The organism is Streptomyces coeruleofuscus, assembly GCF_039532725.1.
GTDB classification, from domain to species: Bacteria; Actinomycetota; Actinomycetes; order Streptomycetales; family Streptomycetaceae; genus Streptomyces; species Streptomyces coeruleofuscus.
In genome coordinates this window covers 120,007-138,643 of record NZ_BAAASE010000005.1, presented here as the reverse complement: position 1 = coordinate 138,643, position 18,637 = coordinate 120,007, and the positions used below count along the sequence as shown (strand labels likewise).

Here is an 18,637-nt window from a genome sequence, read left to right as displayed (position 1 = left end):
TATCCCGTACGGCTTCGGTCGGCGTTCGTCGCGGGCGGGCCGCCGGGCAGGGACGGGTGTCCGCTGCCCGGCGGCCGACGTGCTCAGGCCACGGCGGGGGTGTAGTGGGAGGCGTCGTCGCCTTCGAGGACGTGGCTGAGGGTGCCGTCGATCCCGGTGGGGACGTCGCCCGCGACGGTCACCCGGTGCAGCAGGCGGGGCAGGTCGCCGTAGTCGTCGGGGGCGTAGTGCTGGGTGATGCGGTTGTCGAACAGGACGAGGTCGCCCGGCGTCCAGGCCACGCGCACGATGTTCTCCGGGCGGGTGACGTACGACTGGAAAATGCGCAGCAGGTCACGGGAGTCGGACGGGCCGAGACCGACGATGCTCTGGGCGAAGCCGCCGATGAACAGGCCCCGCTCCCCGGTCTCGGGATGGACCCGGACGACCGGGTGGACGGTGCGGTACTTGCGCGAGACGAAGCGCTTGCGGTACTCGGCCGCCTTTTCGCTCTTCGGCGCGGCGTAGTCGTAGGCGTTGGTGTGTACGGCCCACAGCCGGTCCGCCAGCTCGCGCAGCGGCTCGGGCAGATCCCGGTACGCGGCGGCCGAGTTGGCGATGAGGGTGTTGCCGCCGTAGGGCGGGACCACGATGCTGCGCAGCGTGGACGCCTTCGGGGGCGTACGGACGAACGTGACGTCCGTGTGCCACACGTTGGAGCGGATGCCCTCGTCGGCGTCGACGGGCAGGATCTGCGGCTTCCCGTCGACGGAGGGGACGGTGGGGTGGGCGGTGGTGAGTTCGCCGAAGAGGGAGGCGAAGCGGAGCTGGCCCGCGTCGTCGAGCCGCTGCTCGCGGAAGACCAGTGCCTTGTGTTCCAGGAGCGCGGAGTTGATCTCGGTGACGACGGCGGAGTCGAGATCGGCGGACAGGTCCACGCCGAGGATCTCGGCGCCGATGCGGCCGCCGATCCTGCGGACGTCGAAGCCGGTGCTGGTGGTCATGTGCGGGTGTTCCTTTCAGGAGGTGATCAGCGCGGACGTGATCAGTCGGGAGGTCGTCAGGAGGTGATGGGTGGGGACGTTCCCTCGGGCCCCGGGGGTCCGAGGGGAGGGCCGACGGCCCGTAGCGCGCCGGGGGTGCGGCCTCGTCCCCAGCCGATGTGCCGGCGGTAGCTGCCGAGCAGGCCGGTACGGGCCAGGTGGTCCTCGTCGCGGGCGGTGGAGTCGTCGGGCAGCGGGCTGGTCAGGGGCGCGACGTAGAGCGCGTCGGCCGGGCAGTTCGCCTCGCACTGGAAGCAGGTCTGGCAGTCGTCGCGGCGGGCGAGCACCGGGATGCCGTCCTCGCCCCGGTCGAAGACGTTGGTCGGGCAGACCTTGATGCACTTGTCGCAGGTGATGCAGCGTTCCGCCGAGACCAGTTCGATCACGAGACCACCTCCAGTGGTGCGGCCGGTGCCGTCGATGCGGTTGGCGCGGTCGTCAGGGGCTCGGGGCGCGTCCAGACCTGGTCGAGGCCGCCGGTGACGATGCGGTGGTGCCGGCGGGGGTCCTGCGCCGGGAAGTCGAGCCGTTTGGCCATGCCGCGGGTCTCGGTGCGCACGAGCGCCGCGGAGTACATCCAGCGCGCGTGCGCCACCATGGCCGCCGCCTGCCTGGCCCGTACGGCGTCTCCGCCCGCGGCGTACAGGGAGGCGCGCGACTCCGCCCACACGCTGTCGAGCACCTCCAGGGAGGCGGTGAGCCGGTCGCCGTGGCGCAGGTAGTTCTTGTCGTACGGCAGCACTTCGCCCTGGACAGCGGTGACGACGTCCCGGAAGCCGTCGGCCGGACCGGGTGTCCCGGCGGGCCGGAGCCCCGCACCGCCCGCGGCCACCAGCCGCCTCGTGGTGGCGCCGGCGCCGAGCGAGCGGGCGTGGCGGGTTGCGCCCCGGCCGGCCCAGGTGCCGGAGGAGATGGCCCAGGCCGCGTTGTGGCTGCCGCCGCCGGTGAAGCCACCGCAGATCAGCTCACGGGTCGCCGCGTCCCCGGCCGCGTACAGTCCGGGGACGGTGGTGGAGCAGTCGTCGCCGGTGATGCGGATGCCGCCGGTGCCGCGCACGGTGCCCTCGGCGAGGAGCGTGACGGCGAAGGGCTGGGTGAAGGGGTCGACGCCGAGCCGGTCGAAGGTGAGGAAGAAGTTCGGCTGGGCCAGCCGCATCGCCTGCCGGGCCGACGCGTCCGCCCGGTCGAGTCGGCAGTACACCTTCTCGCTGAGCAGCGCACGCGCGATCACGGACCGGCCGCCCTGGCTCGCGGCGCCCTCCAGGACCGTGCCGTCCTCGTGGTAGAAGGTCGCGAAGGAGTAGAACGCGGTCTTGGTGACGGAGGTGCCCTCGGGCGCGATGCCGTACGCGTTGGAGAACTCCATGCCGGACAGCTCCGCGCCCACTTCGGCGGCGAACAGCGCGCCGTCGCCGGTGTTGACGTTGCAGCCGAGCGCGCCGCTGAGGAACGCGCAGCCGCCGGTGGCCAGGACGACTGCCCCGGCGCGGACCTGGAAGGGCTGACCGGCCCGCAGCCGGTGGCCCCTGGCTCCGGCGACCGCTCCGGAGGTGTCGGTGAGCAGCTCGGTGACCGGGCTGTGGTCGAGGACGCGGGCCCCCGCACGCTGGACGCGGATGCGCATCCTGCGCATGTATTCCGGCCCCTGCAGGCCGTTCCTGAGTTGCTTTCCGTCCGGCCCTGTGGGGAAGGGGTAGCGGCCGGCAGCGGCCAGCTCGTTCATCCCGGCGTACGTCTGGTCCAGCACCCGGGTCATCCAGCGTCGGTCGGCCAGGTAGCCGCCCAGTGCCTCCCTGCTCGCCATGGCGGCCTCCCGCGCGGCGGACTCCGGGGGCACGTACCAGACGCCCGTTCCTGCGGAGGCGGTGGCGCCGCTGGTGCCGCAGTAGCCCTTGTCGGCGAGGACGACGTCCGCTCCGTCCTGGGCCGCCTTGAGCGCGGCCCAGGTGGCCGCGGGGCCGCCGCCGATCACCAGGACGTCCGCGGTGAGGTCCGGCCCGGTCATGCGGGTTGCCCTTCTCCTACGGCCGCCGCGGCCAGCTGGTTGGCGGGGCGGGGGAGGCCGTAGTGCTCGCGCAGGGTGCGGCCGGTGTACTCGGTTCGGAACAGGCCGCGCCGCTGCAGGATCGGCACGACGTGGTCGACGAAGTCCTCCAGGCCACCCGGCAGATGCGGCGGCATGATGTTGAAACCGTCGGCGGCGCCCTGGGTGAACCACTCCTGGAGCTGGTCGGCTGTCTGTTCCGGGGTGCCGGCGAACACCCGGTGTCCGCGCCCGGCGCCGAGGCGGGCGATGAGCTGGCGCAGGGTGAGGCCGTCGCGGCGGGCGAGCTCGGCGACGAGCGTGAAGCGGCTCTTGTTGCCGTTGATGTCCCGCTCCTCGGGCAGCTCGGGCAGGGGCCCGTCCAGCGGCAGCCCGGTGAGGTCGGTGCCGAGCATCCCGGACACCTGGGCGAGCCCGTACTCGGGAACCTGTAGGTCCGTCAGCTCCTGCTCCAAAGCGCGGGCTTCAGCCTCGGTCGAGCCGATGACGGGAGCGATGCCGGGGAGTACCAGCAACTGGTCCTCGGTGCGGCCGTAGCGGGCGAGCCGGGACTTGAGGTCCTTGTAGAAGGCCTGCCCGTCGGCCAGGGTCTGCTGGGCGGTGAAGACGGCCTCGGCGTACTGGGCGGCGAACTCCTTGCCGTCCTCCGACGAGCCGGCCTGCACCAGCAGCGGATACCCCTGCGGGCTGCGCGGTACGTTCAAGGGTCCCTGCACCCCGAAGTACGTGCCGCGGTGGTCGATCTCCCGCACCTTGTCGGTGTCGGCGTAGACGCCGCGCTCACGGTCGAGCAGGATCGCGTCGTCCTCCCAGCTGTCCCACAGCTTGGTGGCGACCTCGACGAACTCCCGCGCCCGCGCGTAGCGCAGCCGGTGCTCCAGGTGCTCCACCCGGTTGAAGTTGCGGGCTTCGGTCACGGTGCCGGAGGTGACGATGTTCCAGCCGGCCCGGCCGCCGCTGATGTGGTCGCGGGAGGCGAACTTGCGGGCGGTGTGGAAGGGCTCGTTGAAGGTGGTCGAGACGGTGGCGATCAGGCCGACGTGCTCGGTCACGGCCGCGAGGGCGGACAGCAGGGTGAGTGGTTCGAAGCCGCCGAGGGCGTTGTGCCGGACCTTGCCCCACAGGGCGAGGCCGTCGGCGAGGAACACCGAGTCGAGCAGGCCGCGCTCGGCGGTCTGCGCGAGCTGCTGGAAGTAGCGCAGATCGGTGACCCGTTCGGGCTGGGTGCGGGGGTGGCGCCAGGCGGCGTCGTGGTGGCCGGCGTTCATCAGGAAGGCGTTGAGATGCAGGCGCCGGGGGCTGGTCGCGGTCATGGGTTCCTCGGATCGGGTGATCGAGACGATCGGGAGAAGGAAGGGATCGGCGAAGACAGTGGGACGAGAGGGCGGCCGAGTCAGCCGCCGACCGGTACGCGCCAGGAGCTGAGCCGCCGCTCCATGGCCACCAGGAACTGGTTGAAGATCACGCCGATGCCGGAGATCGTGATGATGCCCGCGTACATCTGCGGGATCGCGAAGTTGTACTGCGAGGCGTTGATCAGATAGCCGAGGCCTGCCTTGGCGCCGATCATCTCGGCGGCGACCAGCACCAGGATGGACACCGCTCCCGCCAGCCGGATGCCGGTGAACATCACCGGCACCGAGGCCGGCAGGATGACCTTCTGGAACAGGCGGGGCGCGGACAGGTCCATCGACTTCGCCAGCTTCAGCAGGGTCGGGTCGACGTTGCGGACCGCGCTGATGGTGTTGAGCAGGATCGGCCAGGTGCACGCGTACACCACGATGGAGATCTTCGAGGTCTCGCCGATGCCCAGCAGCAGCACGAACACCGGCAGCAGTGCCAGCGCGGCGGTGTTGCGGAACACCTCCAGCAGCGGTCCGAGGAGGTCGGCGACCGGCCGGTACCAGCCGATCAGCAGCCCGAGCGGCACCGCGACGGCCACGGCGAGACCAAATCCGCTGAACGAACGCGTCAGACTGGCACGCGCGTTGTCGGCGAGCTGACCGTCGACAGCCAGCCCCCACCACGCGCGGGCGACCTCGCTGAAGGGTGGCAGGAAGGTCCGGTCGACCAGGCCGAGTCGGGGTGCGGTCTCCCACAGCAACAGCAGAGCCACGATCGCCGCGGACTTGGTCGCCCCTTTGGCCAGCAGGTACGGCAGCCGGCGGGCCGCCCGGGACACCCCGGCCGCCGTGTCGGGGACTTGGCGCACGCTCGACGGCGAGGCGTCATGGGGCGCGGATGCGGCGGACGTGGCAGAGGACGGGGCCGGTGCGGGCTTGGTGGCGCTCTCCGTGCCGGGCGCCGTGGTCTTGGCGGTGACCGTGCCGGTTACGGGGCTCATACGGATGCCTCTTCCTTCTCCAACTGCTGGGCCCTGGCCACCTCGTCGTGCAGCAGCGACCAGATCTGGTGCCGGAACCGCGCGAACTCAGGACTGGAACGGAGGTCGTCCGTCGCCGTCCGGGAGTCGAAGGCGACCGGCACGATCTGCTTGATGCGGCCCGGCCTGGACGTCATGACGGCGACGCGCTGTCCCAGGTAGACGGCTTCGTCGATGCCGTGCGTGATGAAGACGACGGTCTTGCCGGTGCGCTGCCAGATGCGCAGCAGTTCGTCCTGGAGGGACTCCCGGGTCTGGGCGTCCAGCGCCGCGAACGGCTCGTCCATCAGCAGCACATCGGGGTCGTAGGCGAGGCTGCGGGCGATCGCCACCCGCTGCCGCATCCCGCCGGACAGCTCATGAGGATGGCGGTCCTCGAACCCGGTCAGGCCGACCAGGTCCAGGAACTCCCTGGCCCGTGCCCCACGTTGACGTCGGGGGACGCCGGTGGCCTCCAGGCCGAACTCGACATTGCCCTGCGCCGTGCGCCACGGCAGCAGTGCGTACTGCTGGAACACGATGCCTCGGTCCAGGCCCGGTCCGGTGACGGGTTCGCCGTCCAGCAGGATCCGTCCGCCGGTGGGGCGGGCGAGTCCGCCGAGCAGATCCAGCAGTGTTGACTTGCCGCAGCCGCTGGGACCGACCAGGACGATGAACTCACCGGCCGCTATCTCCAGATCGATACCGTCAAGGGCGGTGAACCGGGTTGGCTGCCGAGTTCCCGTCCTGTCCTTGACGGTGAAGTCCTTCCGTACGTCCTCGAACACGATCTTGGGTGTGGTGGATTCCGGCATGGGATCAGCTCCCGCTCTTCGGTGCGGAGGAGGAATTCGCATTGCCGTTGAACTCATTGGTGTAGAGGTCCGACAGTGTGATCTGGCCCTTCTGGATGTCACCGCGGTCAGCCAGCCAGTCGATCCACAACTTGAGTTCCTTGCCGGTGATCCGGCCTCCCGTTTCGGCGACGCCGTAGGACCGCCAGTACTTCAGCGGTGCGGTGTCCTCGTTGCGGCCGCGCTTTTTCACGATGTCCGTCATCCGGGCGATGACCTCTTCGTGCGGAGTGGAGCGCGACCACTCGATGGCTTTTCCGACGGCGGTGACGAAGACGCGGGCCGTGTCGGGGTTCTGCTTCAGGAAGCGGTCCGTCATCACGTAGGTGCCGGCGCTGAAGGCGCCGAGCAGCCGGTAATCGGTGAAGAGCGGGCGGATGCCGCCGGTGGCCAGTGCCTTGTCGCGCAGGATGCCGCCGAGCACGGCCACATCGATCTGCTTCTGCCGCAGCGACTGCTCGGTGTTGACCGGGGGTACCACGAGCGGTTCGACCTTGCCGATCTCCGCCCGGGACAGACCGCCGCGCTGAAGATAGATGTCGAGCATGGCCTCGGAGTGGGCTCCGAGGGTGTTCATTCCGACCTTCTTGCCGAGCAGATCCCGGGCCGAGCGGATCGGGCTGTCCTCGAGGACGTAGAAGCCGTTGTAGGCGTACTTGTCGGCTCCGTAGTAGCTGATGACGGCCTTGACGGGGGCGTTGTTCGCGGCCAGTTTGACGACCGCGCCGTTGAACGCGCCGCCGAAGTCGACCTGGCCCGTGGCCGCGGACTGGATGTCCTGCGGCCCGCTGATGGTGTTGCCGACCCACTCCAGCTTCAGGCCCTCCAGATAGCCGAGATCCTCGGCCAGCTCCGGCAAGGTCACCTGCCCCGCCCAGCCCTGGTACCGGAGCGTCTTGGTCTGGCCCTTGCCGGACGTGGCTCCGGTCGCGGCCGTGCCGCAGCTCACCGCCACCGTCGAGAGACCGAGCAGAGTGAGGAACTGACGTCGGGTCGATGCCGTAGTGGCCATGGAAGGGTCCTGTTCGGGAAACCGGTCAAGGAAATGCAGACGTCGAATGGGGAAAAGAGGCCCCGCGGCAAAAAGGGCTACGACGAGCCTGACGTTTGCGGAAACAGCGGCTTGGCGCAGAAGCCGGCTGTGAAATGGAGCGAAGGGGGCTGTGCCTGTCAGTGAGTGCGGTGACCGGCGGCACAGATGGCGCTGGCCTGACGTCGCAGATCGATGTGCAGGCGCGCGGCGAGGGTCTCGGAATTGCTCACAGCCAAGAGAGTTGCAGCGGAATCCAGCCAGGTCAATGTCACTTGCGCATGCGTCTCATGTTCTCAACGGTGCGACATGCGCACGAAGTGCGGTGTTCACAATTCTCGGGACGGGCGGCGGCGGGGTGACCGCCGTCTGCGCCGGCCCCGGCCGTCAGCGCAGTGACTGCACGGCGTAGAGGGCGCCGAGGGCGGTGGCCAGGACGCCGAGCAGGAGGCGAAGCGCGGTCTCGGGCAGACGAGGTCGCAGACAGGTTCCGAGGTAGCCCCCGACCAGTCCGCCGAGACCGCAGGTCAGACCGAGGTGCCAGTCAGGGGCGATGTCACCGGAGCCGGTCAGGGACAACAGCGCGAAGGCCGCGGCACCGGCCACGGAGGTGGCGAAAGTGGAGGCGAGGGCGGCCGGCGCCACGAGCGCCACGGGCATGCCCCGGCCGACCAGGACGGGGCCGAGAACGGATCCGCCGCCGATCCCGTAGATCCCGCCGACAACGCCGACGACCAGGGCCAGTCCGGTGACGGTTCGGGGGGAGGGTTCCGCGGCCGGGGTCGGCCGGGTGGGCCGGAGGGTGCGCCCGATGAGCCACATGCCCAGCGGCATCAGCAGAGCCGCGACCAGGAGGCGGAATGCGGTGGCCCCCGGGACGGCGAAGACCCGTACCACGGCGCCGATGACCACACCGGGCAGAGTGCCGGTCACCAGGCGGCGCGTCAGCGGGCTGTTCAGCAGTCCCTCGCGGTAGTGGCGCAGCAGGGCGCCGGGTCCGGCCACCACGTTGTACAGCAGGTTGGTGGGCGTGACCGCCGGGCTGGGCACCCCGAGTACGCTCAACTGCACGGGAAGCAGGAACACCGCTCCCGAAACGCCCACCGGCGCGGTCACCACCGCTATGAGCAGGCCGGCGGTCAGACCGGCCAGCCCCGTCGACCACGTCATGGCAGCCCTCTGATCGAACGTCCGGCCAGGATCGCCTCCTGGTCAGGCGGGCAGGACGAACGGAGGGTGGGCGCCGTTGAGGAAGTAGTGCCCGACATCGCGGAGCCGGTGGGTGACGGGCTCGTACAGGGTGTGGGTTCGGGCGTTGCGCCAGAACCGGTCGAAGCCCAGCCGCGCGGAGGTGGAGCGGGCACCGACGATCTCCAGGGCGCGGGTGGTGCATTCCTGCGCTGCCCTGGCCGCGGCGGTCTCGGCCATGGCCACGAGGGCGGAGATGTCCGCGGACTCGTCGAAGGTGAGGTCTTCGCCGCGCTCAAGGCCGCCCCGCACGGCTTCCAGTGCCTGATCGGTGAGTGCCGACGCGGAGCGGGTGAGGACGGTGAGTTCTCCGTAGGCGGTCTGCACCTGAGGGTCGTGCGGGGTACCGGCCGGCCAGGCGGGGTGCCAGGGCGCGTGGCCCGTCCTGCTGAACTCCCGGGCTTCGGAGAGCACTCCCTCGGCCATGCCGAGAAGGAGCTGGGCGGAGAAGAGACGCCCGACCGGAGACGCCAGGGCGGCCCGGGGCGACAGCAAGTCCTCGTCCGCGGACAGGGAGCCGAGCACGTCGTCGGCACCCAGCGGTACGTCGTCGAACTCCACGCTGCCGCCGGCCGCGAGCCGCTGGCCGAAGGGGTCGGCGTCGCCGTCGATCGTCACACCGCGGCGGGCGGGATCCACCACGACGGCGAGTGGCTCACCCGTGTCCTTCCGCACGGCGCGCACGGCGAGACGGTCGGCGACCACGACCCCGGTGGTATAGCTCTGCCGACCGTCGAGCACCAGTCCGTGGGAGGTCCTGGCCAGCATCAGAGGCGGCTCCTGGCGCGCGAAACCGCCGCCCCAGCACCACTGCTCGGCCGCGGACCGCTCCTCGATCCGCGCGGCGAGAGCGGGCCCGGCGAAGAAGCGGGCACTCCACGACAGGAAGTAGTGGGAGCCGAGCAGTTGACCGATCGCGCCGTCGGCTGGGGCGATCTCCCGGACGACGGCGTAAGCCGTCAGCCAGTCCGCGCCGCTTCCCTGGGACCCGGCCGGCATCAGGAGCGACAGCAGTCCCGACTCGCGCAGCCGGGACACCTCGTCGAACGGGGCCTTGCCCGCCTGCTCCCTGGCCACCGTGTCCGTGGCCAGGTCGTCCGCCGCTTCGCGGGCCACGCGCAGCCAGTGAGCTCGGCCGGGTGCGGTCATGTCGGATGGCGAGGTGAGGCGGGACGGCGCGGAGGCAAGGCCCATGGAAGTGGTCTCCTCAAGGTCGGCCGCAGTGCGCGGCGTCGGAGCTCACCTGCTGGCCGGGCACGTACTTGTAACCCACGCGCCGAACGGTGACGATCCGGTGCCGGTGAGCTGGGCCAAGCTTGCGGCGCAGGCGGGCGATGTGGACATCCACGGTGCGGCCGTCGCCGATGTGGTCGTAGCCCCAGACGGCGGCCACCAGCCCGTCGCGCGACTGTACGTGGTGGGGATGCCGAACGAGATGCGCAAGCAGCTCGAACTCCAGGTAGGTGAGGTCGAGTTCACGCCCGTCCACCTCGGCGACATGGCGCGCGGGATCGATGCGGACGACGTCGTCTCCCGTCCGCCGGTCAGGGGCCGGGGCCGCGGCGACGACCGGTCGGATCTCGGGCCGCGGCCTGTCCTTGACGAAGAGCTCGGCGGGATCGGTGCCCTCCGGGACGAGCACGAGGTAGCCGACGAGCGGGGCAGAAGTGTTTCCCTGGGTGCCTCTCCGCGCGGTATCGCCCACCAGGCGAAGACGGGGTGTGTCGGAGAGTGGCGGATCGTGTGGGGTGGCCTGGGCCGGAAGTGCCGTGGTCATGGCGGTTGTCCCTCGGAAGAGTGTCGGGCCGTCAGGCGCGGTGGGTGACCTCGCCTGACGCCTGGGAAGGGCCGGGGGGAGCGGCACGGGTGAAGGTGTGAGCCGCGTGCCTCACGCGCGACAGCAGGCGGCACTGACGACGTGACCAAAGTCGACATGCCGACGACGAACGAGTCGTTGCTGTGTACGGGACATGTTCATCATCCTGCGCACCCCCGGTGAACACCGTCAAGGCTTTCCTAGTAATTCCATAGGAAAAGTAGGGAAGGTCTCACACTCTGAGAGGTCGGCCGTCCACCTCGGACGTGGCCGTCTCGGCCTCGGTGGTGCGCAGGGCGCGCAGGAGCGCGCGGGCCACCGCGTCGTTCTGGCGGAAGGCCGGCGCGTTGGTGCGAGGGCGGGCGAAGGCGGCGACGGCCCGGCTGTTGGTGGGGGCGCCGAGGGCGATGCGGCGGGGATGGGGGCTGCCGAGGGACGGGTCGACGAGGTGGCCGTCCGTGGGGGAGACCGCGAGCAGGCCGGAGCGGTGGGTGTGGGTGGGGTCGGTGAGGACCTCCTCGGTGAGGGCGCCGGTCCGGTGCAGGTCGCGCAGGAGGGGGTCATCGGTGCGGTCGAGGGAGGGGCCGGGCAGGTACGCCTCGATCAGGGCCGTGGCGTGGGTGATGTGCCCGGGGACGGTGGAGCTGGTCGCGGTGAAGGTGCCGGTGCTCTCGTCGGTGCCGATGCGGACGTCGGCGCCCAGGAAGTGGACGATGCCGGCCCGGGACAGCGCCAGCAGTTGGCGCAGCCGGAATCCGGGCGGGCCGGAGGCGAGGAAGCTGAAGAAGCCGTGCCACCAGCCGTCGAGTCGCTCGGCGACGGACCGCGCGGTCAGCCGTCCCGCGGCGACCAGACGGGGCAGCTGGCCGTAGACGGAGAGCAGGGCGAGGAAAGCTCCGAGGTCGGCGCTGAACTCCGGGTCCTCGCGGCGGGCTACATCCTCGGCGATGTGCTCGCGCAGATGCTCCTGGAGCGCGTCCGCCGTCGGGAACGCGAGTCCGTCCAGCGGTCGGTCCAGAGCCTCGAAGTCCAGGCGGTCCGCCGGATCGGGTACCGCCGTGGCGACGAGGGCCGCCATGTCGTCGTCGTACCAGCCCAGTCGGTCGTACGCGGCGATGAAGTCCGCCCAGGGAAGAGCGGTGCGCTCGGGATGGGCGTGGAAGAGCTCGTGGTAGTGGCCGAAGCCGATCTCCTTCGCCATCAGCGGCCACACATCGCGCCGCAGGTCCAGCGGGCGTCCCTCGGCGAGCAGCGCGTCGACCGCCTCGGGTCCGAAGTGGCGCGGCAGCGGGGGCCGAGGGCCCTGGAGCCGGTAGCGGGTCTTGGAGTGGTACGGCACCCCGCGCCGCGATCCGACGTGGAGGACGGGCTCGCGACCGGACGGAAGGTAGGTGAGGGTGCCGTCGGCCTCGGTGCGGTACGTGCCGCCGCGGCCTTCGGTGAGCAGTGCCATCAGGTCGATGAAGGCCAGGCCGAAGCCGCGCAGGAGGACGTGCTCGCCGGGCCGCAGCCCGGACAGGTCGGCGTCGGCGGAGAACTCCGGCGGAAGGTGGAAGCGGCCGTGGCGGAGGGCGAAGGCGGCGTGGTCGCGGTGCTCGGCGGCGGGCGTGGAGCCGAGGTGCCCCTGGGCCAGGACCACCAGATCGGCGGTGAGCGGGGTGGCGCGGTCGGCGAGGTGCACGTACTGCGGGCCGTCCGGGGGGCCGGTGACGGCGGTCGCGGTGGTGCGGTGCCACTCGACGGTGACCGAGGACGGCAGCTCGGTCAGCGCCCTGCGGAACACCCAGTCCAGGTAGGAGCTCTGGGCGCGGCGGGTGGGGAAATCGGCCCCGGTGAGCGTGCTCAGTTCGGCGAGCACTTCCGGGTCAACGGGTTCGGCGTACGGGGTGTGGTGTGGGCCCCGGCCGGAGAACTGGGCGGCCCACTCGGCGAGCGACGGGCCGGGCCGCACCGGGCCTTCGATGGTGGACGACTCGTCGGTGAACATGGTGACGTCCTCGGCCATGGAGTTCATCCGGAGCAGCGCCGACTGCTCGTGTCGCCAGATGCGTCCCGGACCGGGCGGGTGCGGGTCCACCAGGTGGATGCGCAACTCCCGTGTTCCGTCCCACAGTTCGGGTGCGTTGGCGGCGATGCGCTCCAGCAGGCCGGTGGCGCGCGGGCCCGCGCCGACGACGACCAGGACGGCCGTGGAGGGGGTGCTGTTCACCGGTCACCGCCGATCGCCGGGCGGGCGTCGGCAGCGGTCGCCGCGCTCAGCCGGTGGCGTACGGCGGTCAGGTGGCCCCGCAGCCGCTGCATCGGAGTGGGCGGCAGGGCGCGGGAGTTGCCGCGGGCGTAGTACCGCTCGACGTAGAACTGACCCGCGCTGAGCACGGTGGTGACGGCGATGTACCAGAGGGTGGCGACCATCAGCAGCGGGATGACCTGGTAGGTCTGGTTGTAGATCAGCTGCACCGAGTACAGCAGGTCGTGCACGGCCAGCACGCTGACGATGCTGGTGCCCTTGAGGGTGCCGATCAGCATGTTGCCGGCGGTCGGCACGATGGAGCGCATCGCCTGGGGGACGACGATCCGGCGCAGGGTGCGGCGTCTGCCCAGGCCGAGTGCCTGGGCGGCCTCGGTCTGCCCGGAGTCCACGGAGAGGATGCCGCCGCGCACCACCTCGGCTGCGTAGGCGCTCTCGTGCAGGGTCAGGCCGATGACGGCCGTCAGGGTGGGGCCGAGCAGGTTGACCGTCTTGACGGTGATGAACTGCGGGCCGAACGGGATGCCGAGGCCGAGCGTCGGGTAGAGCGCGCCGATGTTGAACCAGAACAGCAGCTGCACCAGCAGGGGAGTGGACCGGAAGATCCACACATAGCCCCAACTCAGCGTCCGCAGCACCGCGTTGGCGGACAGCCGCATGACCGCGAGCACGGTGCCGAGCAGGAAGCCCAGCACCATCACCACAGCCGTCAGCCACAGGGAGAGCAGCAGTCCGTCGAGCACGGCGGCGGTGGTGAAGTACCGGCCCACCACGTCCCACTGGAACGCCCGATTGCGGACAACGGAGTTGAGCACCATCACGAAGAGCAGCAGGGCGAGCGCAGCGGTCAGCCATCGGCCGAGATGCCGGCGAGGCACGATCCGCGGCACGTCCTTGCCGAGGGCGCCCACTCGATTCGGTGGCTTCGTGGCAGGGGCTGGCGTGACTTCGGAAGACATGACCATGGAGAGGCTCTCCGGGGGGAAGGGAATCGCAGGCGGGGTGACCACCCGGTGGCACTCGTACGGAGCGCGACGGCACAGGCGCTGCGTGCGTACGGTGCGGCCGGGGCTCGGCGTCGTCACATTCGCCGCGTCCCTCAACGCGGCCGGAGGGGCTGCCGCGCATCGCGGAGCCGGTCCGCCGTCGATCGTATGTGCACGTGGCGTCGATGTGTCAACAGCGCGCGGAGAGGCGCTGGTCGAGGCGGTCCGGTATCCGGGCGCTGCTTGACGAGCGCAGCGATGTACTGCTCAAGTAGTCGCATGAATGCCCAGCAGCGCTTGGTCACGCGCGGTCACATCGACTTCGGTCGGGTGTGGTCCGCGGCGTGTTGCGCCTGACTCGGCAGCGGGCCGTCTGACCGGCCCTTCCCTCCCTCGGTGACCCCGTCGCGGGCCGAGCTCTCTCTTCACGCGCGCTGCCGCAGCCCAGCTTCTCCCGACGCTCGACGTCGTCACGACTGCACCGACCTGTCTTCCTGAAGGTCTGTTCGCTCATGCCCGCACGCAAGGCGATTCCGCCATGCCCGCGTGCCGCCGCCATCCCTGAAAGGCCACGCCCATGCCCGTGGAGTTCCTTGGCATCGCCGCGACCAACGACGGCTCCGAAACGACCCCGCGCTCCGGCGCCGCCTTCGACAAGGAGTACACGCTCCGGCTGGCCCGGGCGCACGAGGACCACGGCTGGGACCGGGTGCTGTTCGCCTACGGATCCGGATCACCCGATCCGGCCCCGGCCGCCGCGTACATCGCGAGCCGGCTGGACCGCCTCCAGATCCTCCTCGCCCACCGGCCCAACGTCTCGTACCCGACCTTCGCCGCCAAGACCTTCGCGACCCTCGACCGGATCAGCGAGGGCCGCCTGACCGTGCACTTCATCACCGGCGGCAACGACCACGAGCAGGGCCGCGAGGGCGACATCCTCGGCAAGGACGAGCGCTACGCCCGCACCCGCGAGTACATCCGGATCGTCAAGAAGATCTGGACGACGCACGAGCCCTTCGACCACGAGGGCGAGCACTACCGCTTCCACGACTTCGTCAGCGACGTCTTCCCGGTCCAGCAGCCCCGCCCCGACGTCTCGTTCGGCGGCTCGTCGCCCGCCGCGTACGCCGCCGGGGGTGCCGAGGCCGACATCTACTGCCTGTGGGGCGAGCCGCTGGAGAAGACCGCCGAGCAGATCGAGAACGTGAAGGCCGCGGCGAAGGGGGCCGGCCGCACCGACGTGCCCCGCATCCAGGTCGCCTTCCGCCCGATCATCGCCCCGACCGAGGAACTGGCCTGGGAGAAGGCCCACCGCACGGTCGGCGCGATCAAGGCCCGCAAGGAGAAGGGCGAGTCGATCACCAAGCGTCACAACGGGCTCGCCCAGCCGCAGAACGCCGGTTCGCAGCGGCTGATCGCCATCGCCGAGGAGGGCGAGCGCTACGACCGCGCCCTGTGGACCCCGACGGCCGCCGCGACCGGTGGCGCGGGCAACTCCAACGCGCTGGTCGGCACGCCGGAGACGGTCGCCCAGGCGCTGCTCGACTACTACGACCTCGGTGTCGACATCCTCTCCGCCCGGGGCTACGACCTGCTGGGTGACGCCATCGACTTCGGCCGGTACGTGATTCCGATCGTCCGCGAGGAGGTCGCCAAGCGCGACGCCGAGCGGGCGGCCCGCGGGACGCAGGATCTCACGGCGGTGACCGGATGACGTCCGCACCGGAACTGACATTCATTCAAGTCCCCGTCTCGGACCCCCGCGTCGAACCGCTGCTGCTCGAACTCGGCAACGAGTACTCCCGCCGCTACGGCAGGGACGCGCACGCCGAGATCGCCCGCTATCCCGACGACGAGTTCACCGAACCGCACGGCGGTCTGCTCCTGCTGCTCCTGGAACGCGGCGAACCCGTCGCGGGCGGCGCATTCCGCCGGTACGACCTGGCCACGGCCGAGCTGAAGCGGATCTGGACCCACTCCGCCCACCGGCGGCGCGGTCTGGCCCGGCGCGTGGTCGCCGAGCTGGAGCACGAGGCGTCCCTCCGCGGCTACCGGCGGATCTTCCTCACGACCGGTCCGCGCCAGCCCGAGGCCCGCGGCCTGTATCTGGCCACCGGCTACACCCCGCTGTTCGACACGGAGGCCGACCCGGAGTCCATCGGGCCGCTGCCGTTCGAGAAACACCTCGGAGAGGCCCTCGCACAGTGAACATCCGCACGATCAGCACCCGTCCACGCGGCACCGCCGCCCTCGTGCTGCTGCCCGCCCTGGCGCTGACGGCCTGCGGTTCCGGCGGCACGGCCGGGACCGGTCCGGTGGGCGCGCAGTCTTCCGCGCCGACCGACGACCCGGTCGCCGCCGTACGCGAGGTGGGCTCGGTCGCCGCCCTGCTGCCCGCCGACGTCCGCAAGGCGGGCACGCTGCGGATCGGCAGCTCGATCGGGTTCCCGCCCGGGGCCTACTACCCGGACGGCCCCGGCAAGCCACCCGCGGGCCAGGACATCGACCTCACCGACGCGGTGGCGAAGGTCCTCGGTGTGAAGGCGGTGCGTCAGGACGCCTCGTTCGAAACGATCCTGCCCGCCCTGGGCAGCGGCAAGTACGACGTCGGCACCGGCAACTTCGGCGTCACCACCCAGCGCCTGAAGACCGTCGACTTCGTCACCTACATCAACGACGGCCAGGGCTTCGCGGTGAAGAAGGGCACCACCACGCTCAAGAAGAAGGTCACCGACCTGACCCAGCTGTGCGGCCTGACCATCGGCACCGGCGCCGGCACCACCTTCGAGACGACCCTCACCGCCCAGAAGGACGTGTGTGCCAAGGCCGGCAAGAAGCCGTACGAGGTGAAGGTCTACTCGGAGAACGGCGCGACGCTCACCGCGCTCCAGCAGGGCCGCATCGACGTGATCATGTCGACCATCAACGGCCTGCGCTACCAGGCGTCCCAGCCCGCGGCGCAGACCGCCTTCCTCGGCGAGTACCACCGCCTCGACGTCGGCTTCGCCTTCAAGAAGGGCTCCCCGCTCACCAAGGCCTTCCAGGCAGCCGTCAACGAGCTGATCGAGGACGGCACCTACGCCCGGATCCTCAAGAAGTGGGGCACCACCGCCTCCGCGATCGACACATCGCAGATCAATCCACCCGAGCACACATAAGAGTTGAGCAGGAACATCACGATGGCATCCACAACCGACACCGCGCCGCCCGGCGCGGCCACCCCGGGCACCGGCCCCCAAGTGCCGCCCACTCCGCACGATCCGGCCTCGCCCAAGGTCGTACCCGCCCGCCACTACGCCCGCTGGGCGGCGGCCGTCGCCGTGGTCGTGCTGGTCGCCCAGTTCGTGCACGGGCTGGCCACCAACCCCGTCTGGGAGTGGCACGTCTTCCGCGACTACGTCTTCTCCGAGACGATCGTCCAGGCGGTGTGGGTGACCCTCCAGCTCACCGCTTACGCCACGGTTCTCGGCTTCCTCCTGGGAACCGTGCTGGCCTTCATGCGGTTGTCGCGCAGCCCGGTGCTGCAGACGGTCGCCTGGAGCTACATCTGGATCTTCCGGTCGATCCCGATGATCGTCCAGCTGGTGTTCTGGTTCAACCTCAGTGCGTTGTACGAGGAGTTGGGCGTCGGCATCCCCTTCGGGCCGGTGTTCTGGTCCGTCGACAGCAACAGCCTGATCGGCACCATCGGCGCCGCCGTCATCGGGCTGACCCTGCATCAGGCCGCCTACGCCGCCGAGATCGTCCGCGGCGGTGTCATCGCCGTCGACCACGGACAACTGGAGGCCGCAGCCGCGCTCGGCATCCCTCGGCTGCGGCAGATCCGCCGGATCGTGCTCCCGCAGGCCATGCGCGCCATCCTGCCCACTGCGGGCAACGAGATCATCGGCCTGCTCAAAGGCACCTCGGTGGTCTACGTGATGTCCATCGGCGAGCTCTTCTACCAGGTGCAGGTCATCTACGGCCGCAACGGCCGGGTGATCCCGCTCCTGCTGGTCGCCACCGCCTGGTACGTCGTCCTCACCTCCCTGCTGTCGATCGCCCAGTACTACGTGGAACGCCGCTACGCCCGGGGCGCCAACCGCACCCCACCGCCCACCCCGCTCCAGCGCGCCCGGCGCTTCGTACGCGACCTGCGCGCGGCGGCGGCCCGGCGCAACCAGCCCGTCGTACCCCTGAAGCCCTTGGGAGACAGCCGATGAGTGACGTGACGGTGGCAGTCAAGGACGCGAAGCCGACGGTGGACGGCGTGATGGTGGACGTCCACGGTGTCCACAAGAACTTCGGCCCGTTGGAGGTGCTGCGCGGCGTCGACCTGAGGGTCCGCGCCGGTGAGGTCACCGTGGTCCTCGGCCCGTCCGGCTCCGGGAAGTCCACGCTGCTGCGCACCATCAACCACCTGGAGAAGGTCGACCGCGGCTGGATCAGCATCGACGGTGAACTCATCGGATACCGCCGCTCCGGGAACAAGCTGCACGAGCTCAAGGAGAAGGACGTCCTCAAGCAGCGGACCCACATCGGGTTCGTCTTCCAGAACTTCAACCTCTTCCCGCACCTGACCGTCCTGGAGAACCTCGTGGAGGCCCCCGTCTCCGCGCTGCGCCGCCCGCGCAAGGAAGCGGAGGAGACCGCCCGCCGGCTGCTGGAGCGGGTCGGGCTCGCCGACAGGACCGACGCCTACCCCCGGCAGCTCTCCGGCGGCCAGCAACAGCGCGTCGCCATCGCGCGCGCACTCGCCCTCGAACCCAAGGTGCTGCTCTTCGACGAACCCACCTCGGCGCTCGATCCGGAACTGGTCGGCGAGGTCCTCGACGTCATCAAGGACCTGGCCCGCACCGGAACCACGATGATCGTCGTGACCCACGAGATCGGCTTCGCCCGGGAGGTCGCCGACACGGTGGTGTTCATGGACGGCGGAACCGTCGTGGAGCAGGGCCCGCCCGCAGCCGTACTCGACTCCCCGCAGCACGAGCGCACCCGCGCCTTCCTCTCCAAGGTCCTCTGACCGCCACCCCTGACGACCGCAA

At 70.5% G+C, this 18,637-nt stretch carries 18 protein-coding genes; 5 read left to right on the top strand and 13 right to left on the bottom strand.

Annotated elements, in window-relative coordinates:
- Positions 1-83: 83 nt before the first annotated feature.
- The 13 genes from ABFX81_RS20110 to ABFX81_RS20055 all read right to left on the bottom strand — a co-directional run bounded on the left by ABFX81_RS20110 (position 84) and on the right by ABFX81_RS20055 (position 13,589).
- On the bottom strand, positions 84-983 hold the full coding sequence (locus ABFX81_RS20110; RefSeq protein ID WP_346138429.1) for a TauD/TfdA dioxygenase family protein: 900 nt from the start codon (positions 981-983) through the stop codon (positions 84-86).
- A gap of 56 nt (positions 984-1,039) precedes the next feature.
- Positions 1,040-1,408 (bottom strand): 4Fe-4S dicluster domain-containing protein, encoded by a 369-nt coding sequence (locus tag ABFX81_RS20105; RefSeq protein WP_086849684.1) that lies wholly within the window; start codon positions 1,406-1,408, stop codon positions 1,040-1,042.
- The gene (locus tag ABFX81_RS20100; RefSeq protein WP_086849686.1) at positions 1,405-3,027 is read right to left on the bottom strand and encodes an FAD-binding protein; all 1,623 of its coding nucleotides are present in this window, start codon (positions 3,025-3,027) and stop codon (positions 1,405-1,407) included. The genes ABFX81_RS20105 and ABFX81_RS20100 overlap by 4 nt, the downstream gene beginning before the upstream one ends.
- On the bottom strand, positions 3,024-4,379 hold the full coding sequence (locus tag ABFX81_RS20095) for an NtaA/DmoA family FMN-dependent monooxygenase (RefSeq protein WP_086849688.1): 1,356 nt from the start codon (positions 4,377-4,379) through the stop codon (positions 3,024-3,026). Before ABFX81_RS20095 ends, ABFX81_RS20100 begins: the two co-directional genes overlap by 4 nt.
- Before the next feature lie 80 nt (positions 4,380-4,459).
- A complete protein-coding gene (locus ABFX81_RS20090) occupies positions 4,460-5,410 on the bottom strand; it encodes an ABC transporter permease subunit (protein WP_086849690.1) in 951 nt (316 codons plus the stop codon).
- Complete coding sequence (locus ABFX81_RS20085) at positions 5,407-6,243, bottom strand: ATP-binding cassette domain-containing protein (protein WP_086849692.1); 837 nt, start codon at positions 6,241-6,243, stop codon at positions 5,407-5,409. The genes ABFX81_RS20090 and ABFX81_RS20085 overlap by 4 nt, the downstream gene beginning before the upstream one ends.
- A gap of 4 nt (positions 6,244-6,247) precedes the next feature.
- On the bottom strand, positions 6,248-7,294 hold the full coding sequence (locus tag ABFX81_RS20080; protein WP_086849694.1) for an ABC transporter substrate-binding protein: 1,047 nt from the start codon (positions 7,292-7,294) through the stop codon (positions 6,248-6,250).
- A 158-nt stretch (positions 7,295-7,452) separates the two neighbouring features.
- On the bottom strand, positions 7,453-7,545 hold the full coding sequence (locus tag ABFX81_RS42220) for a putative leader peptide (RefSeq protein ID WP_428837199.1): 93 nt from the start codon (positions 7,543-7,545) through the stop codon (positions 7,453-7,455).
- 154 nt (positions 7,546-7,699) lie between these two features.
- Complete coding sequence (locus ABFX81_RS20075; protein ID WP_086849696.1) at positions 7,700-8,482, bottom strand: TSUP family transporter; 783 nt, start codon at positions 8,480-8,482, stop codon at positions 7,700-7,702.
- A 42-nt stretch (positions 8,483-8,524) separates the two neighbouring features.
- Positions 8,525-9,754 carry an acyl-CoA dehydrogenase family protein gene (locus ABFX81_RS20070; protein ID WP_346138428.1) on the bottom strand — a complete coding sequence of 410 codons (1,230 nt, stop codon included), beginning with the start codon at positions 9,752-9,754 and terminating at the stop codon, positions 8,525-8,527.
- Positions 9,755-9,767: 13 nt separating this feature from the next.
- Entirely contained in the window at positions 9,768-10,337 is a 570-nt protein-coding gene (locus ABFX81_RS20065; protein ID WP_086853551.1) for a winged helix-turn-helix domain-containing protein, read from the bottom strand.
- 271 nt (positions 10,338-10,608) lie between these two features.
- Positions 10,609-12,585 carry an FAD/NAD(P)-binding protein gene (locus ABFX81_RS20060; RefSeq protein WP_346138427.1) on the bottom strand — a complete coding sequence of 659 codons (1,977 nt, stop codon included), beginning with the start codon at positions 12,583-12,585 and terminating at the stop codon, positions 10,609-10,611.
- Entirely contained in the window at positions 12,582-13,589 is a 1,008-nt protein-coding gene (locus ABFX81_RS20055; RefSeq protein ID WP_086854329.1) for an ABC transporter permease subunit, read from the bottom strand. Before ABFX81_RS20055 ends, ABFX81_RS20060 begins: the two co-directional genes overlap by 4 nt.
- A 598-nt stretch (positions 13,590-14,187) precedes the next feature.
- Here ABFX81_RS20055 and ABFX81_RS20050 point away from each other — a divergent pair.
- Genes ABFX81_RS20050 through ABFX81_RS20030 form a run of 5 tightly spaced genes read left to right on the top strand, consistent with a single transcriptional unit; the run spans position 14,188 to position 18,615 of the window.
- The gene (locus ABFX81_RS20050; RefSeq protein WP_086854330.1) at positions 14,188-15,324 is read left to right on the top strand and encodes an LLM class flavin-dependent oxidoreductase; all 1,137 of its coding nucleotides are present in this window, start codon (positions 14,188-14,190) and stop codon (positions 15,322-15,324) included.
- The gene (locus tag ABFX81_RS20045; protein WP_086854331.1) at positions 15,321-15,818 is read left to right on the top strand and encodes a GNAT family N-acetyltransferase; all 498 of its coding nucleotides are present in this window, start codon (positions 15,321-15,323) and stop codon (positions 15,816-15,818) included. Before ABFX81_RS20050 ends, ABFX81_RS20045 begins: the two co-directional genes overlap by 4 nt.
- Positions 15,815-16,768, top strand: a complete 954-nt coding sequence (locus ABFX81_RS20040; RefSeq protein WP_346138426.1) for an ABC transporter substrate-binding protein — start codon at positions 15,815-15,817, stop codon at positions 16,766-16,768. The genes ABFX81_RS20045 and ABFX81_RS20040 overlap by 4 nt, the downstream gene beginning before the upstream one ends.
- Positions 16,769-16,789: 21 nt before the next feature.
- Complete coding sequence (locus tag ABFX81_RS20035) at positions 16,790-17,812, top strand: ABC transporter permease subunit (RefSeq protein WP_086854332.1); 1,023 nt, start codon at positions 16,790-16,792, stop codon at positions 17,810-17,812.
- Entirely contained in the window at positions 17,809-18,615 is an 807-nt protein-coding gene (locus tag ABFX81_RS20030) for an amino acid ABC transporter ATP-binding protein (protein ID WP_346138425.1), read from the top strand. Before ABFX81_RS20035 ends, ABFX81_RS20030 begins: the two co-directional genes overlap by 4 nt.
- Positions 18,616-18,637 lie beyond the last annotated feature (22 nt).